The following is a 22,002-nucleotide window of genomic DNA, read 5'->3' as shown; positions in this document are numbered from 1 at the left end:
CCCATGTTGACGAGCATGGGGAAACCCGCACCTGGGCGGCGGCAGACACCCTGGTCGAGCTGCCCCTGGCGGCCACCGCCACGACCGGGGAAGTGTTTGCGATGCGCCAAGTCAGCCGGATCGTGCCCGCCCGCGGCGGGGGGCACGCGCCAGATCCACATCCTCACCACCAACCACCACATGGGCGCCGGGGAGGTGATCCACCGGATGGGATCCCGGCGGCGGCAGGAGAACCAGTTCCGCTCCGCCCGGATCCACTTCGACCTGGACTCCCACGACGCCTATGCCAGCGGGGACGACGACCTGGAACGGTCCCGTGCCGAACCCTGCTAAAAAGACCGCATATCAAAAAGTGTTGGCCACCCGGGCCCACCGCCGCCAGGTCCTCGCAGACACCGACGCCACCATGCTGGCAATGAAGACTCCTCACACCGGGACCGGAGACATCACGGTCACCAATGCCATGCACAACGCCGCCACCGCACCGCTGTTCGCCGCGGAGACCGCGCTTGAGGCCGCCGAACAAACCCACCGGAACATCCCGGCCAGATTGCCGCTCGGCGAACTCGCCCTGGACAGTAGGTCCTGGACACACAGACGAAACTGCTCACGCATGCAATCCGGATGGTCGCGTTCAACACCATGATGGCCCTGGCCCGGGAAGTGCGCACGAACACCGGATACGCCCGCGCCGCCCAGGAAGCCCACACCCTTCTCCGGCAAGCACTCACCAGCAGCGGTGACATCGACAACACCGTCCCCGGCCACCTGACCATCCGGCTCGACCCGCTCCCCACCAGGCGGGCCACGGCGGCGATCGCGGAACTCCGCGAACACCTCACCAGCACTGAAACCCGCTACCCCGGCACCGACCTGGTCCTGCGCTACACCATCAAATCGACGGAACCAGCTCCCATAGACTAAATCGTCCGGTCAAAAGCCCTGGGTCCGGGTGCTGCCTGCCCTCGATGGTCTTGGTGTTGGCCTGCAGACTGAATCCCTCCTGGCGTAACAGGTCAGCGACCGTGACCGTGTCCGCGCCGACCCGGTGACCCTGCGCGGTCAACTCCGCAGCCAGGGCGCGGGTCGACTTCGTCGTCCAGCGCAGCGGCGACATCGGGTCGCCCCGCTCATCCGGCTCCACCAGCACCAGCAAAGCCGGCAGCAGCCCGGAATCCAGATCCGACAACCGCTTACGGCCTCCGCCAAACCGCCGTGTCCGCCCCAGCGGTTCCTTGCCGGCCCCAGATCGGATACCCCACGCGACACCGTGTTCTCCGCGACCCCAGCGGCCCGGGCCACCGCCCGTATCCCGCCACGCCCGAGCGTCCGTGCCTCGGCACCCAGGGTGAGTCGTCGCTGCCGCTCGTCCAGATGCGGAAAGAACGCCTCAAACTTCGCCGCCAGCGCCTGCTCGGTCTCCACGGGCATGGCCATGGCCATGCCACATCTAACACCGCCCCAGACCCGAACCGCTACTTGTTTATCTGCAGTTCCTATCTCCCCGGCATTGCGGCTAGCCCTAGCCTGACGACTACTTGGAATTGTGGCTCCTGGAACTAAGTACTCGGCGGATGTCTGACGGCTACTTGGAATTGTGGTTCCTAGAACTGAGTACTCACAAGTTCGATATTCAAGTGCTAGCCACTCGTGTATCGGCCAAACCATGTCAATAGCCTCGAGGAGTCAACGCAGGGAACAATCCTGGAGGTAGAAGTGGCTATCAAGACATTCGGACAGGCATTCAGTCGTCGATCACTTTTGAATCTCGGAGCAGTATTGTCAACGAGCACGGGGGCTGCTGTGCTGGCAATTCAGAATGCCGGCCCGGCTCACGCGGCACCTAACATAGCGACACCACTCACAACGTCGGCCACCGTAGACTCGGCACTCTTTGGGGCTCGCCGCCGCGGCATACCACTACGAAACTGGGACGATCTGGACTCTTGGACGCGCATTGAGGGAGGCTGCACGCTGACCGTTGAAACAGACGACCCTGACGAGCCCAAACGTATGAAGCTGGTTACGGCTGTCGGTGGTCCGGCTGTCGTTGGGGCCTCTATTACATTCACTGTGCGCAAAGGCGGCGGCGTTGCCATCCGAATCAAACGGAACCTGAACCGTAACTGCTCAGCTGGTTTCGTGAGCGAGGGGCCGGTTTAGCTAATGGCGGGTTGCCAGGGGTTGCCGTTGTGGAGCGTGGTCATCGCGGCGAACGCTGATTGGCCTTGTTTGGCGGCGGTGGAGAAGTAGGAGCGCAGCCGGCAGAACGCTTCGGCGCCGGCCATGGTGCGCAGCCCGCCGGAGACCTTCATCTTGATCTTCAGGGGCCGGATGTCACGCTCGGAGCCGTTGTTGGTGAAGGGGACCCGCAGGTCGGTGGCGAAGCGCAGCACCTCCTCGCGATGGCCGTCGAGGCGGTCGAGCAGGTTCACGTGTTTGGGCCGTTTCGTGGCGTGCTTGCCCGGGAAGAACTCGGGGTTTGCCGCCCACCCGGCCTTGATGAGGGCTTCGTATCTTCGCTGGTACTTTGCCACCAGGGCCGCGGCGAAGCCGGTCCCGCCAGCCTCCCGGGCACGGTGGGCGACACGATTGATCTCCTCCAGCAACCGCTCAATGGGCACGGCCCAGCCTTCCTGCCCGGGCACTTCGGACGCTGCCACCAGCTCACGTCCCAAATGGGCCCCGCACACCGCATGGGTGACATCCAGGCGCCAGTAGGGTGCGAAGAAATCCGTGACCAGCACCGTACCCGGTGCCAGAGCCGTCAGCACGCCGGCTTCCTCCATCGCCGCGTATCCGCGCTTGGGGGAAACCGTGTACCGGGTCAGTGTCTCGGTGCGGGCCGCATGCACCCAGACCAGTTTCCCGTCCACCCGGATCCCCGTCTCATCGGCACCAAGCACGTCCGCCGCAGACAATCCCCGGACCAGGGCCTCATCGAACCCGTCCAGGCCAGCGGCCGCCTCCGCCTGCCAGCTGACCAGGGATCCCTGGCTGACCGGTGCCCCGACCAGATCACTTATCAATTCGGCGGTGCGCTTCAGCGGCAGGTGCTGGACGGTGAGCAGGTAGACGCCCAGGGCCCGGACCCGGGGCCCGTACTGCGCCGGCGCACCGACCCCAGCCGGAACATCCGCCATCGTCACGTGCCCACACGAACACCGCAGGTGCCGGATCCGGTGCTCGGTGATCCACACCGTGATCGGGGGCAGGTCAAAGACCTGCCGGGATTCACTGGAGGCCACCGGTGCCCCCGCCAATGACTCCCCGCACACGCCACACACCGCCGGGACATGGATCAAAACCTCATCCGGGGCCGTGACCTGTTTGAGGGTGTGGCCCTTGTGGCCAGGCTGGCCGCCCGGAGACCGATCGGTTTGTTGCCGGCGCGAACGCGGGCCAGGCTTCTCATAACCTTCACTGCTCGGGGGCTTGGAGGAATTCCGTGGCGACTGGCCCAACCGGGCCCGCAGCTCGGCGTTCTCCACCCGCAGTGCCTCGATCAGGCGCGACTGCTCCGCGACCACCAACCGCAACGACGCAAGCTGATCGAGCAATTCTGTATACGACGGATCCCCGGACACAACAACAGCCTGAACCCAACCTCGATCATGTCAACGAGGCGCGCCGTCAATCGCCAAAACCACCTGAGTGGTTACCCTGAACCTCCAGTCTTTGCAGGTCACTCTTGTAACCGGACCATATTCTCGACCCAAGACTTTTCACACCGACACCGGGACAAGCCCCGTTCCAGTAGGTCAATGGTACGACATGGTCATTCCGGCCGCTTTCTTCGCCAGATATGGCGATCCAGGCGCTGACATGAACTGGTGCAACGAACTTCAGATCAAAGCTTTCCCGGCCAGCGGACAGTCGGCCACACTCGAATTCGCTGAACCGCGAGTCATCCAGGGCGACGGAACACCACGTGTCATTTGGGCATTCGACGACGGCCGCTCCGATCAGTATTCGCTGGCTTTCCCCATACTCAGTGCCGCCGGTTACGTAGGTACGATCGCAGTCGAGCACAACAATGTGGGCGGCCCCAACAGGATGAGTGTGGCACAGTACAACGAGGTTTACAGTGCCGGCTGGGAATTTATTGCGCACCACACATCCCAAATCCCGCTGATGACAGACTCAGCCGCCGAGAATGTATTCAGAGCAGCCCGTGAATGGGCACAGGTGAATAACTTTCTGCGTGGAATCTCTCACTGGGTTTGGCCTGGTGGCGTTTGGGACGCGCTTAAAGATAAGATGGCCGCCCGCTATTTTCTCACGCGCAGAAAGGTCAGCCCAATGTTTAACACCATTGTTCCTGGTGTTTTCGATCCCAGTGACCCGTCGTGCTATTACATCACGCAGACTCGGCCGCTCAGCGATGCTAAAGCGTACATTGATCGCGCGGTCACGTTTGGAAATACGATTCATTTCGTCTTCCATTCCCTAACGACGGGCGTTCCAACCGCACCCGAGGACTGGACAGTCGCGGACTTTCAAGCACTCGTCACCTATGCCAAGTCCAAGGGTCTCATCAGCACAAGCTATGACGAAACCTTTGGCATATCCGGATAGGGCTAACATCTGGGCGACTGTAAGGTCTTTTGTGAGTGGGCCGCGTCTTAGATGTGAGAAGAACTGGAAGCGGCTGTCAAAGGCTGAGAACTCCTGTTAAGCCAGATGGTATCTAACCCGGGGTTTTCATCAGGGTTGGGCTGAGGGGTGTGTTTAAGACACGAAAAGGTGCTCTGACAAGGGAAAATAGGGGTGTCTACGCCGTTATTTCCGTGTCTTGAAGGAGCACCTTTTCGATGCATCAGCCTACCAAGGTCTTCCCGTCCCTCCCGGTCACTTTCACCGGCCAGTCGCTGGTCTCCCATGCCGGGGGACGGATCCTGACCTCATTCATCGACGCCCTCGGGTTCCGGGACCTGTGCGAGGACCGGCTCGGGCAGTTCGTCCCCGCGATGGCCTCACACCGGCCCGGGAGGCTGCTCGGGTCGCTGGCGGTGATGCTCGCCGCCGGCGGCGAGCACGCCTCGGACCTGGACATCCTGCGCGCCCAGCCCGGCGTGTTCGGCAACGTGCCCTCGAACGCAACAGTCTCCCGGTTCTTCGAACGCACCGTGAAGAACCCGGACGTCTTCGATTACGGCTTTTCGACCCTGGCCAAGGAACTGCGGACCCGGGCATGGGAAGCCGCAGGAGACCGCAGCCCGGCGGTGAAGGCGACGGCCGCGGACCCGCTGCTCATCGACCTCGACGCCACCTTGGTGACCTCGCACTCGGACAAGGAACAGGCCACCGGAAACTACAAGGGCGGGTTCGGATTCGCCCCGTTCACCGCCAGCCTCGATTACGGTGCCGGCAGCGGCACCGGGGAGGAACTCGCGGTACTGTTGCGTCACGGCGGGGCCACGGCGAACAACGCCGAGGACCACATCCGCATCTTCGAGGCCGCCATCGCCGTCCTGCCCGACTCCCTCTACGGTGGGACCGGGGAACTGGACGGGGAGAAGATCCTGGTCCGCACCGACAGCGCCGGCGCGTCCCGGAAGTTCCTCTGGTACCTGCATTCGCGGGGCGTGCAGTTCTCCGCCTCGTACCCGGTGCCGGTCGGCAAGGCCCACATGATCGACTGGATCAACGACAAGAAATACTGGCAACCGGCCCTGGACCAGGACGGGGTCGAACGCGATGACGCCTGGGTCATCAACGCCACGCAGGTGATCCCGCTCGATGACTACCCGCCGGGGACGAAGATCTTCCTGCGCGCCGAACCGCTGCACCCCGGCGCGACACCGACCCTGCTCGACATCGACGGTCACCGTGTGACAGCGTTTCTGACGAACTCCCCGCGCTGGCACGGACCTTTTCTGGATGCCCGGCACCGGGCCCGCGGCCGGGCCGAGAACCGCATCAAAACCCTAAAGAACACCGGGCTCGGAAAGCTCCCCTTCTTCGATTTCGCTGCCAACCAGGCCTGGGCCAACCTCGCGGTCCTGGCCGCGAACCTGGTCTCCTGGCTCCAGCTCACCGCCCTGCCCGACGGCCACAAAGCACGGGGCTGGGACATCAAACGCTGGCGCTACCGGCTCTTCGCCACCGCCGGGAAAATCATCACCCGCGCCCGCCGGAACCACCTGCTGCTGCCCGCCGCCGCGCCGGAGCAACCCCTGATCAGCGCCCTGCTCGAAGCCATTGAACGGATCGCCGCAGCCGCGAACCGCCCCGCGGTCCTCCTGCGGGCCTGACACCGCAACCCCCCGTCAACCAACGAGCAGGAAAGAAGAACACCAACGGGAACAGTGGAAGCCCGCGCACAGCCCGGCGCCCCCGGGTCCATCAGCCACACCCGAAATCCGATTCAGCCCGCCGGGACGGCAAAACCCGCACCCAACGCCCCGACCGCCGTCCGATGAAAAATCCGGGCTAAGCCGCTGGATTGTCAGGAGTTCTCGCATGCCATCTTCTCACCTTGCCGTGTTCATCGACGGATTCGCCTCGCCGGGCAGGGTGGAAGTTGATCCCGGCACAGTCCTTGCCGCCTTGTGAGGGACTGCCCAATCCCGGAATTTGTCAAGGTGAATGAGGCCAGTGGGAGTTAGGCGGCTACTTTTGTGTCGTTTTTCTCGGCTGGTTTGTTGATCCAGGCAGTGTCGGGGATGGCAAGGATTTTGGGGTCGCTATTTGTGGTGAATCGTTCGGGTGTTTTTGCCCGTGCGGCGGCCAAGGTTTTCGCGCGTTCAAGGACTTTGCCGGCGGCCAGTCCGTAGTGGACGTCTGCCGGGGTGTTAAGCCCGATTCCGGTATGGCAATGGGTGTGGTTGTACCCCTCGACGAAGGAGTCCATGAAGACCCTGGCGTCGGTCAGGGAACCGAAGCGTTCCGGGAACACGGGAGCGAACTTCAGCGACTTGAACCAGGCCTCACTGTACGGGTTATCGTTGCTGACGCGGGGCCGTGAATGGGACCGGGTGACCTCCAGGTCCGAGAGCAGTGCGGCGACTGTCTTGGACGTCATGGAGGTGCCCCGGTCCGCGTGCACGACCTGCGGGACGCCATGGATTCGAAAGATTTCCTTCATCATTTCCACGGCCAACACCCCGGATTCGGTGGCGTGCACGTGCGCTCCGACGATGAACCTCGAATGGATGTCCACCATCATGTAGCAGTCGAAATACTTTCCCCTGACGGGGCCGGCAAGCTTGGTGATATCCCACGTGCTATGCCGATATCGGCATAGCACGTGTTATGCCGAGGTTCTCGTTATGCCGATATTGGTGCCAGAATCCCGGGTTCTTGCGGCGGTTGGGACCTAACTATCGGCATAATCAGAGCGCCTCAAGGAAGGCCATGACGGAGTCCGAAGGCCGGTAGCGGCCTGCGGCAGCTGCCGCAGGCGGGGCCACTTTCGCGATCGCGTTCTCTTTGAGAGTCATGTCGGCATGGATGTAAATGTTGGTTGTGGAAATCTGCTCGTGACCTAGGACTGTGCTGAACAATTTGGGTGGTTTAAGGCGCGCCTGCTGGACTTCGGGTCCTGGTCCTTAAGACTGGATGCATGCAAGGAATTGAAGAGGCCCAGCGCGGGTATTTGGATGTGGAGGCGCTGGCCGGGGAGCTGTTGGCCCCGGGGAGTGCCTACGCGTTTCTGGCCGGGCACCGCTCGGAGCTTTTCCCGGACTCGATGATGGAGGACCTGTTTCCCTCCACCCGGGGCAGGCCCTCGATCCCGGCCGCGGTCATCGGCACCGTCCTGGTCCTGCAGGCCCTGGAGGGTCTCTCGGACCGGGCCGCCGCCGAAGCCTTGACCTTTGACCTGCGGTGGAAGGCCGCCTGCGGGTACGGGCTGACCGAGACCGCGTTCCATCCCACGGCGCTGGTGCATTGGCGCAACCGCCTGCGCGGCAGCAGCAACCCGCACCGCATCACCGAAGCCGTCGCCCAGGTCATCACCGCGACCGGTGTCCTCACCGGCCGGCACCGCCGGGCGGTGGATTCGACCGTGTTCGCCGATGCGGTGGCCCGGCAGGACACCATCACCCAGCTGATTGCCGTGATCCGCCGTTTCGGCAGGGCCATGGAGCACGGGGCCACGCTCATGGCGGTCCATGCCACCTCCTACGATTACTCGCACGTGGGCAAGCCGGACATCGCCTGGGACGACAAGGAAGCGAAGGACGCCCTGGTCTCGGGGCTGGTCACCGACGCCCTGGCCCTGCTTGGCGCGGTGGATCCCGACACCCTGGAAGAAGACTCGCCGCAGGCGCAGGCCTACGTGCTGCTGGCGTTGGTTTCGGGCCAGGACGTGGAGCCGGCCGAGGGTTCCGACGGCACCGACGGGCGGTGGCGGATCGCCCGGAAGGTCGCCCGGGACCGGATGGTCTCCATCGTGGATCCCGAGGCCAGGCACGCGCACAAGTCCCGCTCGGTGATGATGGACGGGTTCAAGGGACACATCATTGCCGAACCGGAAACCGGGCTCTACACCAGCGCCGTGATGACCCGGGCCGCCGGCCCCGGTTCCAGCGACGCGGAGGCCGGAATCGGGCTGGCCGCCGCCGATCCGACCATGAAGGATACGGAGGTTGACTACCAAATGCTTGGCGATTCGGCCTACGGCTCCGGGCCCATGCTCGAACACCTCGACGGGGCCGGGCACCAGGGGCTGGTCAAGCCCAGGCCGCTGCGCCCGGCAGTGCCCGGCGGCTACGACCTGGACGACTTCACCCACGACGAAGCAAAGAACACGCTCACCTGCCCCAAAGGTGAGGTGCGCACCATCAGCGCCAGAGGCAACGTGAACTTCGGCACCGCCTGCAAGGCCTGCCCGCTGCGGGAGAAATGCACCACGGCCAAGGGCGGGCGCAAGGTCGTCATCACCGTCCACCACGCCCGCCAGCGCGCCCACCGGGCCGCCGCCCTCGAGCCCGGGTTCCGGCACGACTACCGGGCCCACCGGCCCCTGGTGGAACGGTCCATCGGCTGGCTGGTCGCCGGAGGCAACCGGGCCCTGAGATACCGGGGCGTGGAAAAGAACAACGCCTGGCTGCAGGTCCGCACCGCCGCGCTGAACCTCCGGCGACTCCTGAAACTGGGCCTCACCCGCCACAACGGGGCCTGGGCCCTGGGATAAGACCCGGAAAGGGCCCCCACCCCGGTCCTGGGCCAAATCCCAGCCGCGGGGAGCCACGAACGGAGGTACAAGGCCCGCAAAAATCACGAACCAGATCTCCGGCGATCAGAAAGGAGACCCCCAGCGGGCCGCCAAAGGCCCCGGAAAGGTGCGACAGCCAAACCCGCGGCCCCGAATTGCCCCTTGTTCAGCGCCCTCCTAGGCACAGTGCGATTACAGTGGTGTCAACGCCGGCTTGGAGCAGTCTCATCGCTGAAGTATGTCGCAGTGTATGAGCGGTTACCCGCTTGCCATTCAGGGATGGGCACGAGGCCGCTGCGGTAGTCACCGTGACGCGGATTCGCTGTTCGATCGCGTCCCGACTGAGTCGGCGCCCGGTCGTAGTCGTGAATAACGGGGCATCGGCGGGACCGCCGTGTTCCTCGATCCAACTACCCAGGATCACCAACACAGGTGGTAGCAAGGGAGTCCGGCGTTCCTTGCGGCCCTTGCCCAGGCAATGGACGTGTGGACCGGTTCCGGCATGGATGTCCACTATGTTCAGCCCGATCAGTTCACTGACGCGTAGCCCTGTCTGGATCGCCAGGCTGAATAGGGCATGGTCGCGCCGCCCGGTTCTGCTCTCTTGGTTGCAAGCTGCCAACAATGCGTCGGCTTCGCCCTGTTCGAGCCAAGAGACAATGTTGCGTTGGATTCTCGCGGTCGGAATCGCCAGAACCCGCTGGATCACCGCTGCATGCTCTGGATGGCGCAATGCGGCATAGGTGAACAGCGAATGGATCCCGGCAAAGCGGGCGTTTCTGGTGCGGATGCTGTTTCCCCGAACCGTTTCCAGATAGGTGAGGAACCCGGTAATGGTGCCTGCGTCCAGGTCACTGATCGCTAACACCGAGGGCGTCTTGCCCGTCTGGTCCTGAACGTGGGCAAGCAGCAGTTTGAAGGTATCCCGGTAGGAGGCAATCGTGTTCGGGCTGGCTTGGCGCTGGGTCATCAGCCGATCGGTGAAGAAGGCCTGCAGCAACGGGGCAAGGGAAGTCATGGCGTATCCTGCCTTCGAGTGTCGGCAGTGGTGAGCCGGGCGGCCGCGTAAGCCAATAGTTCAGGGACTGCGCTCAGGTACCAGTAGGTGTTGGCCGGGTCGGTGTGCCCCAGATAGGTCGATAAGGCAGGCATCATGGCCGCGACGTCGACTCCTTCGCGATACCAACCCAGCAAAGTGTTCACGGCAAAGGCGTGCCTCAGATCATGCATTCTGGGATGGAGCCGATGGGTATGTATCCCGGCTGCAGTGGTTGCCTGATAGAAGGCTTTCAATGCACTGTGGTATCGCAATCGTTCCCCGTCACGGTTGATGAAAAACGGTGAACTATCAGCACGCGACCGTTGCTCATATTCATTGCGCCATGAGGCATACCGCACCAAGGCGGCAGTGGTGCTCTCATGCAGTGGCACCAATCGAGGATGCCGGGACTTACCGCTACTGACCACCAATATTCCGGCGTTAAGGTCAGCGTCATCGCGGTCCATGCCCAGTGCTTCACCGACCCTGAGCCCGGTGGCGGCGAGCAATCCAAACAGCGTGGGGTAGGTGCGTGCCCGATCCTCGAGGGCCAGGAGCCCCGCGGCTTCAATCAGAGCGGAGGTTTCGGCGCTGGTATAGATATGCGGTGCCGATCGGCGGACCGGGCTGGTGAAGATTCCCTGGGCCGGGACCTCATGGGTGGGGTCCAGTGCATGCATGTAGGTGGCGAACCCTCGCACGGCCGTGAGTCTTCTTGACGCTCGGGCCGCGGGATTTTTCGTCCCCTCGGGTGGGTTATCTGCCCATGTGACGGCATTGGCGGTGGTGATCGTCGTGATGCCTTCAGCGCTCAGATGGGTCGTGTACTGACCCAAGAGGTGCTCGGCCCCTGCAAGGGTAGCCCCTAATTGGCGGCGCAACCGCAGATAGTCGGCCACCTGTTCCTCCCACCTGTTCATGGCTGGCTCCCGTCCTCCGGCCAGGGCTGGGCCAAGGTGCGCAGCCTGGTTACATCGACGCGAGCGTAATTTGTGGTGGTGGCCGGGTCATCGTGACGAAGGACCTGACCGATCGCGGCCAGTGGCACGTGGGCACCAACCATCGCTTCACCCAATGAATGTCGCAGCCTGTGAGGACCAAAAGGCTCCATGCCAGCACGTGTGCAGGCGCGGTTGACGATCGCCCATACGGCGGGAGAACTGAGTCGGCGCCAGGGGGCTTTGACCGTGCAGAACACCTCAGGCAGATCCGGCATTGCCGGGCGGGCATGGAGCAGATAATCGACCACAGCCTCCCCCACCTCGGCAGGCAGTGGTAGCCGTTCGTCTTTGGCCCCTTTGCCGCGGACCAGGAATTCACCATGACGCCAGTCGATGTCATCCAGGCGTAGCCCAGCCACTTCACCGGCGCGCAGGCCCAAACGCGCGAGCATGATAATCACCGCATATTCACGTTTCCCTACTGCGGTGTTCCTGTCACACCCACTGATCAGGCACTGGATCTTCTCCGGACTCACGCCAATCGGCAGTAGCGAGGGCTGCGGCAACCTGACCGCCAGGGTCGCCCCCGTCAGGTCCTGGTCCATCACACCGACCAGGAAGCAGAAGCGCAGGAACGAGCGCAACACGTAGCCGAATTTTTTCACCGAAACCGGCTTCCTGCCTTCACCCTCGCCCAGCAGAGCCCGGGTGACATCACCCGCGCTCAGTGTGGCCACGCCTCCTGGTGGGGTGTAGCCGTTGAGGAACCGGCGCACCCGGGACACTTGCGCCTGGACGGAAATCTCTTTCAGCCGCCGCTCACTGCGTAGGTATTCCTCGAATCGGACCAGCAACACTGAATCCTGGACTGCCCGTGGCGCAGCTACGTCCGCGGTGATCGTTCCCGATGTGACTAACCAGTTCAGCAGCGGGCGCAGGGCGCGGTGGGTGAAGAGCGCGGTATGCGATGCCCGCCGCTCAAGGATGAACAACTCAACGAGCTCCACCGTGAGATGCGATACGACTAGGCCTTTGGTGTTGAGCCAGCTGCTCAAATGCGCCATCAGGCGCAGCTGGGCGTCCCTTGAGATAGGAACAAATCCCAGCCGGATCAACTCAGATTCGAACCCCTCGACGTACGTTTCCAATGGACCACTGACGTGCACCATGACGCTGTTTCCTTGTCTCTTGAAAGAATGGGAAACAAGTCGATCATGATCCGATGATTATGCCGACAGGCGAGCCCCGGCCGCCGCAAGAACCCGGGATTCTGGCACCAATATCGGCATAACGAGAACCTCGGCATAACAGGAGTAGACCTGTCCGGGGGCGGTCGCGACCAGCTCGGGGATGGCCCGGGCCGGGTGGCGTGCCTGTCGGCGGCGTTCCTTGACCTGCCGGTTCTCTTCCAGGACGCGGTAGAACGTGGAGATTGAGCACAAATAGATGCCTTCATCCAGGAGTCGGGCGTAGATCTGCACCGGCGGCAGGTCCACGAACCGCTCCGAGTTCGCGGTGGCCAGGATGTGGGCGCGCTCGGCCGCTGAGAGCTTGTTTGCCGGGGCCGGGGCCGGCGCGGGATCTGCCGCCGGTGTCCGGGGTTTGCGGGTCGCCGTGGCCCTGGAGACACCGGCAATCACGGCTGCTTCCCGGGTGGGGATGTCCGCCCGGGTCAGGGCGGTATAGGCGCCCATCAGGGTTTCCTGTACCAGGGCTGCTGCTCCGCGCTCTCGGAGATGTCCTCCAAAAGCTGTCGTGCTTTTTCCATGATGGACAACGCAGCCTCAGTCCGTGCCAGCTTGCGTTCACTCACCTCCAGCTGCCGACGCAGACGCCCGATTTCCGCCTGCTCAGCAGTGGGCTTGCCGATCTTCTCGCCAGGCTTTTTGCCCTCGAGGACGCCGGCGTCGCGGAGCTTGCGCCACTCGGTGATCCGCGAGGAATACAGGCCCTCGGCGCGCAGGTATGCCCCGCCGCCGGTGCCGTCGTCACAGGCCCGCTGGTAGGCATCCAAGTACGCCAATTTTTGTGCCGGCGTGAACGACCTACGAGGGGTCGGGCCACCGGATCTGGGGCCAATATTGCTCATGGACCCATTCTCCCGCGGCGGGGAAATTGTGGAGATAGACATCAGTGGTGATCCTGGTTCTCGCCCTACGAATTAGACGAAGTTGCTGTGAGCTGCTGGCCTCACCCAACCCTGACACGTAGGGTCCTCGCCGGAAACGCGGAGTCAGACACCGTTTCGCGCACCTGCTGGTCATCATGGTGTGGCTCAGCCCTGGCTTGGGCAACGTCGCTGGTGGAGATGGCCGAATGGGCGGCAGATACGGCATTGGGCCAGCTCGCCACCCCGGGCATCGGCACCCCACATGCGACCACGCTGGGCCGCGCCCTTGAACGACTCGATGCGGACCTGCTGGACCGCCTTGCCGGCGCCTGGGCCCAGGCAGCCACGACGGTGACGGCGGGGGCCAGTGATGGGAAAGAGGTCCGCGGCGCCAAGAACGGCGGCGGCGCGCAGCAGAACATTGCCGAGAAACACAACGAGATCACCCATTTCAAGCCCCTGATGGACGGCATCAAGAACCTGAAGTGCGTCACCATCACGGCCGACGCCCTCCACTCGCAGCGCGAGCACGCCCACTACCTGCACGGGCGCGGCGCCCATTACGTGCGCAGCGCGGAGGCCAACCAGCCCAAGAAGCTCCACGACCAGCTGCGCTCCCTGCCGTGGAACCGCGTCAGGGCCGGACACAAGCCCCAGGGCTCCGGTCATGGTCTGGTGGCGGGTTTGGAAGTTCGTTGACTTTCGGGGGTTTTGAGCGGCTTGGGGGATGTTAATTTTACCTGTTTTGCGATAAAACAGAGTTAGTATTTTATCGTCTATCGAGGGGTGAAATGATGGTTTTCATGACTGCTCAACGTCCCCTGCCGGTGGCGATGGATCCTGTTGCCGTGCCGGTGGGCTTGGCGGTGTCCTTGGTGGAGAACGACCGGGGCGGGGAAGTCTATATCCGCGGGCAGCTCTGTGACGTGTGGGATGCCGAAGATGCTGCGGCACGCCGGTGGGCGGCAGTGAAATTGGTGCGTCTGGGCGCGGCCTCGCAGGCGCAGATCGCGGCAGCTTTCGGAGTTTCCTCGGTGGCGGTGTGGAAATGGGTCCAGCTGGCAGCCACCGGTGGTGTTACCGCCCTGGTGGCGGAGAAGAAAGGCCCCAAGCGCCCCTCCCAGCTGGTCACTGCCACGATCGAGCGCATCGTGGCCCTACGCGCACAAAACCAGTCACTGCGGACCATCGGCGAGACGGTGGGAGTCTCCGAGTTCAGTGTCCGCCGCGCCCTGAAACTCGTTGCCGGGCAGGGCGCCAACGCCGCGGAAACACCCGCCGCCGGTGAACCTGAAACCCAGGAACCAACACCAGCACAGCAGCCTGAACTGCCGCTCCGGCCGGCCCCGGCACCCCGCGCTGCGGAGCGTGCCGCCGCCGGCTTGCCCGGGTGCGCGGTCCCGGTGTTTGCCCCGGCAGCACACATCCGGCATGCCGGGCTGTTCTTGGCCTTCCCCGCCTTGGAAACCACCGGCCTGCTCTCCTGCGCGAAGGATGTCTACGGGTCCTTGCCGAATGGTTTCTACGGCCTGGAAACGATCCTGATCGATAGCGTGCTCCGGGCCTTGGCCGGGGAAGCCCGGGCCGAGGGCGCGACGCGTTTTGACCCGGAAGAACTTGGGCGGGTGTTGGGATTGGACCGGGCCCCGGAAGTGAAAACCATCCGCCGCCGGATCAGCCACCTCGCCGAGACGGGCAAAGCCGCCGAACTGATCGCCGCCCTGGCCGCCCACCACCTGGCCGGCACGGGCCCGGGCGGGGACAACCTGGCCGCGGTCCTCTATGTTGACGGGCATGTGCGCGCCTACCAGGGACGCAAGAAGATCGGAAAGCGGTACTCCACGAGGTTGAAGTTCCCGGTCCCTGCGACCGAGGAAACCTGGGTCACCGGCGCCCACGGCGCCCCCGTGTTCGTCGTCATGGCCGCCCCCGGTGCATCCCTTGCCGCGGAACTGCGCGACCTCCTACCCGAACTACGTATAGCGGTGGGTGACGAGCGGCGGGTGCTGGTTGGTTTTGACCGCGGCGGCCGGTCACCGGCCTTGTTCAAACACATGGACGCTTCGGGTTTTGATGTGCTGACCTGGCGCAAAGGCGCCACGGAAGACATCAAGGAAGAGCTGTTCGCCGAGGTGTCCCACACCCACGATCATGGTGAAGAGAAGACCTGGAAAGTGGCTGACACGCTCGTTGACCTTCCCCTGAACGCCACCAGGACGACCGGGGAGGTCTTCCAGATCCGCCAGCTCAGCCGGGTTGTGGCCACCACCGGCGGGGGCACGAGGCAAATCCACATCCTCACCACCGATCGCGGCCTTCCCGCCGGGGAGGTGGTGTATCGGATGGGGAATCGGTGGCGTCAGGAGAACCAGTTCCGTTACGCCCGCATGCACTTCGACCTTGACTCCCACGACTCCTACGCCAGCACCGAGGACGACGAGGACCGGATGGTGCCGAACCTGGCCAAGGCCAAGGCGTACCAAAAAGTCGTTGCCGCCAGGAATGCCCATGCCGAGGCCGCCGCCATCGCCGATATCAACCTGTTGGAGCTGAAAACCCCGCCAGAAGGAAGCAAGGAACTGATCGTCACGGTCACCAGTGCCATGCACAACCAGGCCATGGCACCGCTCCGGGAAGCGGAGAACGCGCTGATCGCCGCCGAGAAGGCCCACAAGGGAATCCCTGCCACGCTCCGCCTCGGAGAACTGAACCCGGGCCAGCAGGTCCTGGATACCGAGGTGAAGCTGATCCATACCGGCATCCGGATGGCCGCCTACAACACCGCGATGACCATCGCGAGGGAGATCCGCACCAACACCGGCTACCGGCGCGCCACCCAGGAAGCCCACACCCTCATGCGCCAACTGTTCAACCAGTCCGGCGACATCGACCCCACCACCCCCGGCCACCTCACCATCAGACTGGATCCGCTGCCAACCAAGGCCAAGACCGCGGCCGCCGCCGAGTTGTGCGAGCACCTCACCGCCACCGAAACCCGCTACCCCGGCACCGATCTCATCCTCAAATACACCATCAAAAACCGGGCTCAATCCTAAAAGCATTAAATCGCCATGACCGGAGTCCTGAGACCGGAAAGACCGCCAACGGACACGAGATTGAACACACCATCAAGTGCGTCAGCCTGGCCAATGGGATCAACTTCCTGCACGCCGCCCGAGCAGGCCGGATCACCCGCAAGTCCCGTCCCCTCGGGGCCCGGAAATGGTCGGCCGAGACCGTCTACAGCGTCACCTCACTGGACTCGGTTGCCGGAAGGCCGGCCCACATCGACGCCCTGGCACGTGGCCACTGGGCCATCGAAAACGGGCTCAACTGGCGCCGGGACGTCACGTACCGCCAGGGACCTCAGCCAGATCCTAAAGGGCAACGCACCCCGCGTCATGGCCTCCCTGCGCAACATCCCCATCACCATCCTGCAGCTCCACGGAGAAACAAATCTCGACAGGGCAACCCGAGGGGCCCGCAACTACCCGCACCGCGCCCTCAACCTCGCCGGTCTCACTACCACCTAAACAACTTTTCATACGCCCTGGCATCGGCCCTGGCCGCCGCACCTACCGGACAAAATCATCCACCACACTTGGAAACGACAAGTCCGATATCTTGATGCGGAACGCATCACAAATTGCCGATATTCTTTCGATCTCAAATTATTCTGGTAAGTCGCATTTGAATCAAGAACGGATCAAGCAATTTCGGATATAAGGGCGCGTAAAATAAATGACCGCACAAATTCATCATCCGATTGAATCTAAGATCTAGGTGAAAATGTTAAAAAAGTTGTCGCCGATCAGAATATTTAGAAATCTCTTTCAACTATACAAAAGAATATTATCGATTCGACTTTGATTAATCATTCCTTACTGCCCTTTCGAAAGAAAGTTGACCTTATGAATTGCAGGTTTCCAATGAGATATCTGCGCCAGAGACGCCTTGGTTCCTTGATGAGTCGAAAGAACCATTCGAGTCCTACAGCACGCATCCACGCGGGCGCTTGCGGCAGCGTTCCGGCGGAAAAATCGAACGCGGCACCGATTGCTACCGAAACAGCAGCCACGGTGCCAGCAAGACGCAAAACTTCGAAATCTTGTTTTGGAGTCCCAAGCCCTACCCACACAATATGAGCACCGGATTCCCGGATTTCTCGGTCCTGTATTTCCAACTCATTTTCTGACAGCTTACGGAATGGCGGACTTATTGTTCCAACTATTTCAATATCCGGAAACATTTTTTTCAAATTGGTCTCCAGCAATGACAGGACTTGTGGTGTTGAGCCCAGGAGGAAATGACGCACATTTCGCTCAAGACCTAATTCCATGACGTCCAAGAAAAGCTGGGGTCCACGAACTTGAATTAGCGGTGTCTTGTGACCTTTGATTCGCGATGCCCAACCCAGCGGCTTGCCATCAGGAAAGTTCAGCGCCTGATCGGACAATGCATTACGATATCCTTCATCCATATCAGCCAAGGCAATTGTGTAGGCGTTTGCCAAATGGACATGGGCTGAAGTCACATTTGGATCTAGGGCCAGTTCAATTAATCCCCCGGCAGCGTCACGCGGTGACGCGCTGATAAAATTGATGCTCCCAATACGATGTCGAATTGAAAATCGTTCTCGATTAGCCAATTGTAAACCTTCAGTTCTTTATAAATTAGAGTCGTTGCTCGCAATCAACTTGATCAGTATAACCAAGACCGCTACTTCGCCCTGTCATGCAATCAGTTCCAGCCGTAGCCATCATACTGGCCGTTTGATAGCTAACAAGCCGAACTATACATTCAAGCCGGAGCCTGTGGGTTTCATGAGGGTGGCGCCTGCGGGGTGTGTTTAACCGACGAAAGGTGTTTCCCAGCCGGGAAAATAGTGTTGTTGACGCACTGTTCCACCGGCTGAAAGAAGCACCTATCTGAGGTCCAAGAATACCGAGTTTTCCCTGCCCTTCCCGTCGCCACGACCGGCCAGGCGCTTCTCTCCCACGCCGGACTGGACGTGGTCACCTCGTTCGTTGACGCGCTGGGGTTCCGCGACGTGTGCCAGGACCGGCTAGGCCAGTTCGTCCCCACCAGTGCCCGGCACCGGCCCGGCACGATCCTGGGCTCGTTGGCGGTGATGCTCGCCGGCGGCGACCACGTCTCCGATCTCGACGTCCTGCGCGCCGGTGCCGGCGTGTTCGGCACGGTTGCCTCGAACGCGACCATCTCATGGTTCATGGGGCGCACCGTGGCCAAGCCGGACCGCTTCGACTACGGGTTCGCCCCCTTTGTTGCCAGCGTCGACGACGGCGCTGGCCACGGCACCGGGGAGATCCTGGCAGCCCTCGCCATGACCTCATCTCCTGGCTGCAACTCACTGCCCTGCTCACCAGGCACCCTGCCCGCGGGTGGGATGTGAAACGGTGGCGGTACCGGCTCTACGCCGCCGTCGGGAAACTCACCACCAGGGCCCACCGGACCTGGCTGCTGATCCCCGACAAGGCCCCCCGAAGCCGGCACGACCACCGTTCTCCGGGAAGCCATCGCCGGTTTGGACTCCAGCCTCCGGAAACAGGCCCCGATGCTGGTCTGAAAAACCCTCCGCCGGCCTCTGCCACCACCGACCACGGGCCTTCGGACACCGTGGAACCGACGCCCACCCAGCGACACCAGGCCCATCGAGCGCGCCCCGAAACCCAAAAATCAGGCTGGCCGGGAATCAAACCCGGATCCGGCCGTCACTCTGGCCATCATGAAAAATCCGGGCTATGGCGGTGGCTTGAAACGTTGGCGGTGTTGGCTCATGCCGCCTGTGCGCTGTCGTGCAGGCCCCAGCGGTGGCCCTTTTCGCTGCGGGCCCGGGCGCGTTCGCGGCGCTGGGCCTCAAAACGTCGGGATGGCGGGCGTGGGCTTTGCGCCAGCGCAGGTGCCCGCGCAGCCGCCGGGTCTGCACCACATGGTCGGGGTGGTTGGAGTTGGCCAGGGTGAACTGGCGCAGCACCCCGACGTGCGCCCCGGTCGGGTTCGCCCCGGACGCGTAAGTCGCGGTATTGCACAGCTCGACGGCATGGGCCGCGGCCCAGCGGCGGATCCCCGGGGTGCCATGGGCCGAGAGGAGCGTCCAGGACCACCTGCACCGTTGGTTCTGGCACGAATTTCGTGAATGGTGACGGATTGGCGCTGCGGTGGGATCGTTGCGAGAGTGTGTGGAATTGCTGCGGGTGGTGTTCCCGCATTGGGACAGGGTGCTGGTCGAGCAGGTGCGCCGGGTGGAGGGGACGGTGAGGGTGTCGGCCCGGACCCGCGTGGACAGTTCGTTCCTGTGCCCGGACTGCGGGATGTTGTCGCAGCGGGCGCATAGCCGCTACCGGCGCCTGATCGCGGATACCGCCGTGGGCGGGCAGCCGGTGGCCACCGGGTTGTCGGTGCGGCGCCTGTTCTGCGACGGGGCGGACTGCCCCCGGCGTACTTTCTCCGAGCAGGTCACAAGCATGACTACCCACTATGGGCGGCGCACCCCGGTACTGGTGAAGGTGCTCCAGGCTGTCGGCCTGGCCCTGGCCGGGCGGGCCGGGCCTGGCCCACCGCCGTCCTGGGCGCCACGGCGAGCAGGACGGCCCTGCTCCGTCTGGTGCTGCTGCTGCCCGCCCCACTCCGGCCGGCGCGCCAAGCGTGCTGGGGGTGGACGACTTCGCGCTGCGCAAACGCGAGGTCTACGGCACGGTCCTGGTGGACTGCGGCTCCCGCCGTCCCGTTGACCTGTTGCCGGACCGGCAGTCCAGCACATTCGCCGGCTGGCAGGGTGAGCACCCTGGCGCGCAGGTCATCTGCCGCGACCGGGCCGGCGCCCACGCGCCAGGGCGCCCGCGCCGGAGCGCCGGAAGCGGTGCAGGCCGCCGACCGCTGGCACCTGTGGCACAACCCGGGAGAGCACGTGGAAAAGGAAGTCGCCCGGCACCGGTGGTGCCTGCCCGGCCCCGCCGCGCAGCAAGTCCCCGATGACTGTCAAAAGCCTCCCAGAGAGCTCGGCGAGGATGCCGCCGACGCCCACGCCGCCAGCCATGTCCTTTCCCAGTGGACGCTCGGGCGCTACCGGCGTGTGCACGAGCTCCTCGGACAGGGAAACAGCATGCAGGCAGCCGCCCGTGAGCTTGGCCTGGCCTACAACACGGTGCGCAAGTATGCGCGCGCCGACAGCGCGAACACGCTGAGCGCGTTCTGGGCCTGCCGGAGGACGATCCTCGATGTCTACAAGCCCTACCTGCACCAGCGGTTGAGCGAAGGCCCGGCCAGCACCGCCGAATTGCACCGGCAGATCACTACGAGGGGCTACCGGGGCAGCTATGGCACGGTATTGGTCTACCTGCGCACGCTCCGCGCCACCGGAATCGTCCCCTCGCCGGGCCCTGCGCCGCCGACAGTACGGCAAGTGGCCGGCTGGATCATGACTGATCCCGACACGCTGGGCAAGAACGAGCGGGACCGGCTCAGAGCCATACTGGCCAACTGCCCGGAGCTGGAGTCCACCACCGCGCATGTACGCGGATTCGCCGCCATGCTCACCGAGCTGCACGGCGACCGGCTCCGGGGCTGGCTGGGCAAGGCCTGCACCGACACCCTGCCTAGCCTGCACTCCTTCGCCAACGGTATCGACAGTGACCGGGACGCGGTCATCGCCGGGCTGACACTGCCCTACAGCTCCGGCGTCGTTGAAGGACACATCAACTTCGATCAAAATGATCAAACGTCAGATGTTCGGCCGGGCGGGCCTCCAGCTCCTCAGGCAGAGAGTCCTGCTCTCATGACCGCGACCACAACCGATTCACGAAATTCGTGCCAGAACCGCACCGTTTGCCCATCGGGGCACGCCGCCCGGATGCTTTTTGAGGGCGGCAAGGCTGTTCACGGCGCCCTCGTGCCGGTGGTTGATGCCCCACAAGGTGTCAGCTCCCACCGGGTAGCAGCCGTGGAAATACGTCACACCCTCGGTGCGGTGGTAGGTCGCCGGCAACCGGTCGGGCCGGCCCTGCCGGGCCCACCCGGTCCCGCCGGTGGGCCGGATGCCCAGCGGACCGAATTCGTCGATGGCGAAGACGCTCTCGGGATGGTGTCCGGGCACGTCCTCGATCCTCTCGAGCTTGGCTTCACGGTCCGGGTCGGTGGAGTCCTTCCAGGTCTTGGTGTGCTGGAACGTGATGCGGTGCCGGTGCGGCAGGATACGCAGGGCCTCGCGGCCAATCCGGACCGGCCGGTCCGGGCGTTCGCCCAAATACCCGGCCAGCTTCCGGATCGACCGCCGGGTGAACGGTGCCCCCAGCTTCCGCGGGCGGGTGCTGGCCGTCGCGGCAACGAAGTCCTCGTCGCCGGAACCGAGCAGGCGGGGACGGCCTCCCGCCCGCTCAGGGTCCAGGCAGTCCAACCCGATCTCGTTGAAGCGGCGGATCACCGCCCGGACGGTGTCCTCGTCGGCGGCGAGCAGACGGGCGGTGACCGGAACCGAATTCCCGCCCGCCGAGGCAAGAACGATCTGTCGCCCGCCGCCACCGGACCATGCTCCAGACCTGTTTCGGCTCGCCACGACGCACGATCCGCTGCAGCCGTTGACCTTCTGCCGGACTGAGCCGGCGCACTTTCACACGATCAGCCACGCCACCAGAGTGGCACGTTCCCAACCCGGGCAACCTTTCCGGTCAAAGCACTAGATGAAGCCCGGCCGACATGAAGGGCCCGAATGGAGTCCCATGCACTATGTTTG

16 protein-coding genes and 3 pseudogenes are annotated in these 22,002 nt (G+C 63.5%); 9 read left to right on the top strand and 10 right to left on the bottom strand.

Features of this window, described 5'->3' with window-relative positions; genetic code table 11:
- Positions 1 to 180 precede the first annotated feature (180 nt).
- Together ACQCSX_RS18865 and ACQCSX_RS18860 are read left to right on the top strand one after the other, a co-directional pair.
- Complete coding sequence (locus tag ACQCSX_RS18865) at positions 181 to 333, top strand: hypothetical protein (RefSeq protein ID WP_427016754.1); 153 nt, start codon at positions 181 to 183, stop codon at positions 331 to 333.
- Positions 334 to 585: 252 nt separating this feature from the next.
- Positions 586 to 924 carry a putative transposase gene (locus ACQCSX_RS18860; protein ID WP_427019098.1) on the top strand — a complete coding sequence of 113 codons (339 nt, stop codon included), beginning with the start codon at positions 586 to 588 and terminating at the stop codon, positions 922 to 924.
- 22 nt (positions 925 to 946) lie between these two features.
- Here the strand turns inward: ACQCSX_RS18860 and ACQCSX_RS18855 are convergent.
- Together ACQCSX_RS18855 and tnpC are read right to left on the bottom strand one after the other, a co-directional pair.
- A pseudogene (locus ACQCSX_RS18855) lies at positions 947 to 1,437 on the bottom strand (ISAzo13-like element transposase-related protein); the annotation flags it as partial.
- Between the two features lie 722 nt (positions 1,438 to 2,159).
- The gene (gene tnpC, locus ACQCSX_RS18850; RefSeq protein ID WP_427016753.1) at positions 2,160 to 3,560 is read right to left on the bottom strand and encodes an IS66 family transposase; all 1,401 of its coding nucleotides are present in this window, start codon (positions 3,558 to 3,560) and stop codon (positions 2,160 to 2,162) included.
- A 214-nt stretch (positions 3,561 to 3,774) separates the two neighbouring features.
- Between tnpC and ACQCSX_RS18845 the strand changes: the two genes are divergently transcribed.
- Positions 3,775 to 4,578 carry a polysaccharide deacetylase family protein gene (locus tag ACQCSX_RS18845; RefSeq protein ID WP_427016752.1) on the top strand — a complete coding sequence of 268 codons (804 nt, stop codon included), beginning with the start codon at positions 3,775 to 3,777 and terminating at the stop codon, positions 4,576 to 4,578.
- 236 nt (positions 4,579 to 4,814) lie between these two features.
- The gene (locus tag ACQCSX_RS18840) at positions 4,815 to 6,257 is read left to right on the top strand and encodes an IS1380 family transposase (protein WP_427015697.1); all 1,443 of its coding nucleotides are present in this window, start codon (positions 4,815 to 4,817) and stop codon (positions 6,255 to 6,257) included.
- Between the two features lie 350 nt (positions 6,258 to 6,607).
- Here ACQCSX_RS18840 and ACQCSX_RS18835 read toward each other — a convergent pair.
- A pseudogene (locus ACQCSX_RS18835) lies at positions 6,608 to 7,228 on the bottom strand (transposase); the annotation flags it as partial.
- Positions 7,229 to 7,567: 339 nt separating this feature from the next.
- Between ACQCSX_RS18835 and ACQCSX_RS18830 the strand changes: the two are divergent.
- On the top strand, positions 7,568 to 9,142 hold the full coding sequence (locus ACQCSX_RS18830; RefSeq protein ID WP_427015623.1) for an IS1182 family transposase: 1,575 nt from the start codon (positions 7,568 to 7,570) through the stop codon (positions 9,140 to 9,142).
- A 187-nt stretch (positions 9,143 to 9,329) separates the two neighbouring features.
- Here the strand turns inward: ACQCSX_RS18830 and ACQCSX_RS18825 are convergent, their stop codons facing one another.
- Genes ACQCSX_RS18825 through ACQCSX_RS18805 form a run of 5 tightly spaced genes read right to left on the bottom strand, consistent with a single transcriptional unit; the run spans position 9,330 to position 13,157 of the window.
- Complete coding sequence (locus tag ACQCSX_RS18825; RefSeq protein ID WP_427016751.1) at positions 9,330 to 10,181, bottom strand: tyrosine-type recombinase/integrase; 852 nt, start codon at positions 10,179 to 10,181, stop codon at positions 9,330 to 9,332.
- The gene (locus ACQCSX_RS18820; protein WP_427016750.1) at positions 10,178 to 11,101 is read right to left on the bottom strand and encodes a tyrosine-type recombinase/integrase; all 924 of its coding nucleotides are present in this window, start codon (positions 11,099 to 11,101) and stop codon (positions 10,178 to 10,180) included. The genes ACQCSX_RS18825 and ACQCSX_RS18820 overlap by 4 nt, the downstream gene beginning before the upstream one ends.
- A 17-nt stretch (positions 11,102 to 11,118) precedes the next feature.
- A complete protein-coding gene (locus tag ACQCSX_RS18815) occupies positions 11,119 to 12,312 on the bottom strand; it encodes a site-specific integrase (RefSeq protein WP_427016749.1) in 1,194 nt (397 codons plus the stop codon).
- 57 nt (positions 12,313 to 12,369) lie between these two features.
- Positions 12,370 to 12,837 carry a hypothetical protein gene (locus tag ACQCSX_RS18810; RefSeq protein ID WP_427016748.1) on the bottom strand — a complete coding sequence of 156 codons (468 nt, stop codon included), beginning with the start codon at positions 12,835 to 12,837 and terminating at the stop codon, positions 12,370 to 12,372.
- Positions 12,837 to 13,157 carry a hypothetical protein gene (locus ACQCSX_RS18805; protein ID WP_427016747.1) on the bottom strand — a complete coding sequence of 107 codons (321 nt, stop codon included), beginning with the start codon at positions 13,155 to 13,157 and terminating at the stop codon, positions 12,837 to 12,839. Before ACQCSX_RS18805 ends, ACQCSX_RS18810 begins: the two co-directional genes overlap by 1 nt.
- Before the next feature lie 294 nt (positions 13,158 to 13,451).
- Between ACQCSX_RS18805 and ACQCSX_RS18800 the strand changes: the two genes are divergently transcribed.
- Together ACQCSX_RS18800 and ACQCSX_RS18795 are read left to right on the top strand one after the other, a co-directional pair.
- Positions 13,452 to 13,952, top strand: a complete 501-nt coding sequence (locus tag ACQCSX_RS18800) for a hypothetical protein (protein ID WP_427016746.1) — start codon at positions 13,452 to 13,454, stop codon at positions 13,950 to 13,952.
- Positions 13,953 to 14,056: 104 nt separating this feature from the next.
- A complete protein-coding gene (locus ACQCSX_RS18795) occupies positions 14,057 to 16,309 on the top strand; it encodes a putative transposase (RefSeq protein WP_427016419.1) in 2,253 nt (750 codons plus the stop codon).
- An 818-nt stretch (positions 16,310 to 17,127) separates the two neighbouring features.
- Here the strand turns inward: ACQCSX_RS18795 and ACQCSX_RS18790 are convergent.
- A complete protein-coding gene (locus ACQCSX_RS18790; protein ID WP_427016745.1) occupies positions 17,128 to 17,901 on the bottom strand; it encodes a WecB/TagA/CpsF family glycosyltransferase in 774 nt (257 codons plus the stop codon).
- Between the two features lie 297 nt (positions 17,902 to 18,198).
- Between ACQCSX_RS18790 and ACQCSX_RS18785 the strand changes: the two are divergent.
- Together ACQCSX_RS18785 and ACQCSX_RS18780 are read left to right on the top strand one after the other, a co-directional pair.
- Positions 18,199 to 18,624, top strand: a pseudogene (locus ACQCSX_RS18785) (IS1380 family transposase); the annotation flags it as partial.
- A gap of 808 nt (positions 18,625 to 19,432) precedes the next feature.
- The gene (locus tag ACQCSX_RS18780) at positions 19,433 to 20,005 is read left to right on the top strand and encodes a transposase family protein (protein ID WP_427016744.1); all 573 of its coding nucleotides are present in this window, start codon (positions 19,433 to 19,435) and stop codon (positions 20,003 to 20,005) included.
- A gap of 1,064 nt (positions 20,006 to 21,069) precedes the next feature.
- On the opposite strand, the gene ACQCSX_RS18775 is transcribed toward ACQCSX_RS18780, so the two are convergent.
- On the bottom strand, positions 21,070 to 21,825 hold the full coding sequence (locus ACQCSX_RS18775; RefSeq protein ID WP_427016743.1) for a helix-turn-helix domain-containing protein: 756 nt from the start codon (positions 21,823 to 21,825) through the stop codon (positions 21,070 to 21,072).
- Positions 21,826 to 22,002 lie beyond the last annotated feature (177 nt).

Origin of the sequence: Pseudarthrobacter sp. P1, from assembly GCF_050156935.1 — a bacterium.
Lineage (GTDB): Bacteria > Actinomycetota > Actinomycetes > Actinomycetales > Micrococcaceae > Specibacter.
This window is presented reverse-complemented; position numbering and strand designations above follow the sequence as displayed.

Coding starts and splice junctions, on each gene's coding strand:
- ACQCSX_RS18865 (WP_427016754.1), top strand. CDS start 181: ATGGGCGCCGGGGAGGTGATCCACCGGATGGGATCCCGGCGGCGGCAG.
- ACQCSX_RS18845 (WP_427016752.1), top strand. CDS start 3,775: ATGGTCATTCCGGCCGCTTTCTTCGCCAGATATGGCGATCCAGGCGCT.
- ACQCSX_RS18840 (WP_427015697.1), top strand. CDS start 4,815: ATGCATCAGCCTACCAAGGTCTTCCCGTCCCTCCCGGTCACTTTCACC.
- ACQCSX_RS18830 (WP_427015623.1), top strand. CDS start 7,568: ATGCAAGGAATTGAAGAGGCCCAGCGCGGGTATTTGGATGTGGAGGCG.
- ACQCSX_RS18825 (WP_427016751.1), bottom strand. CDS start 10,181: ATGACTTCCCTTGCCCCGTTGCTGCAGGCCTTCTTCACCGATCGGCTG.
- ACQCSX_RS18815 (WP_427016749.1), bottom strand. CDS start 12,312: ATGGTGCACGTCAGTGGTCCATTGGAAACGTACGTCGAGGGGTTCGAA.
- ACQCSX_RS18810 (WP_427016748.1), bottom strand. CDS start 12,837: ATGGGCGCCTATACCGCCCTGACCCGGGCGGACATCCCCACCCGGGAA.
- ACQCSX_RS18800 (WP_427016746.1), top strand. CDS start 13,452: ATGGCCGAATGGGCGGCAGATACGGCATTGGGCCAGCTCGCCACCCCG.
- ACQCSX_RS18795 (WP_427016419.1), top strand. CDS start 14,057: ATGACTGCTCAACGTCCCCTGCCGGTGGCGATGGATCCTGTTGCCGTG.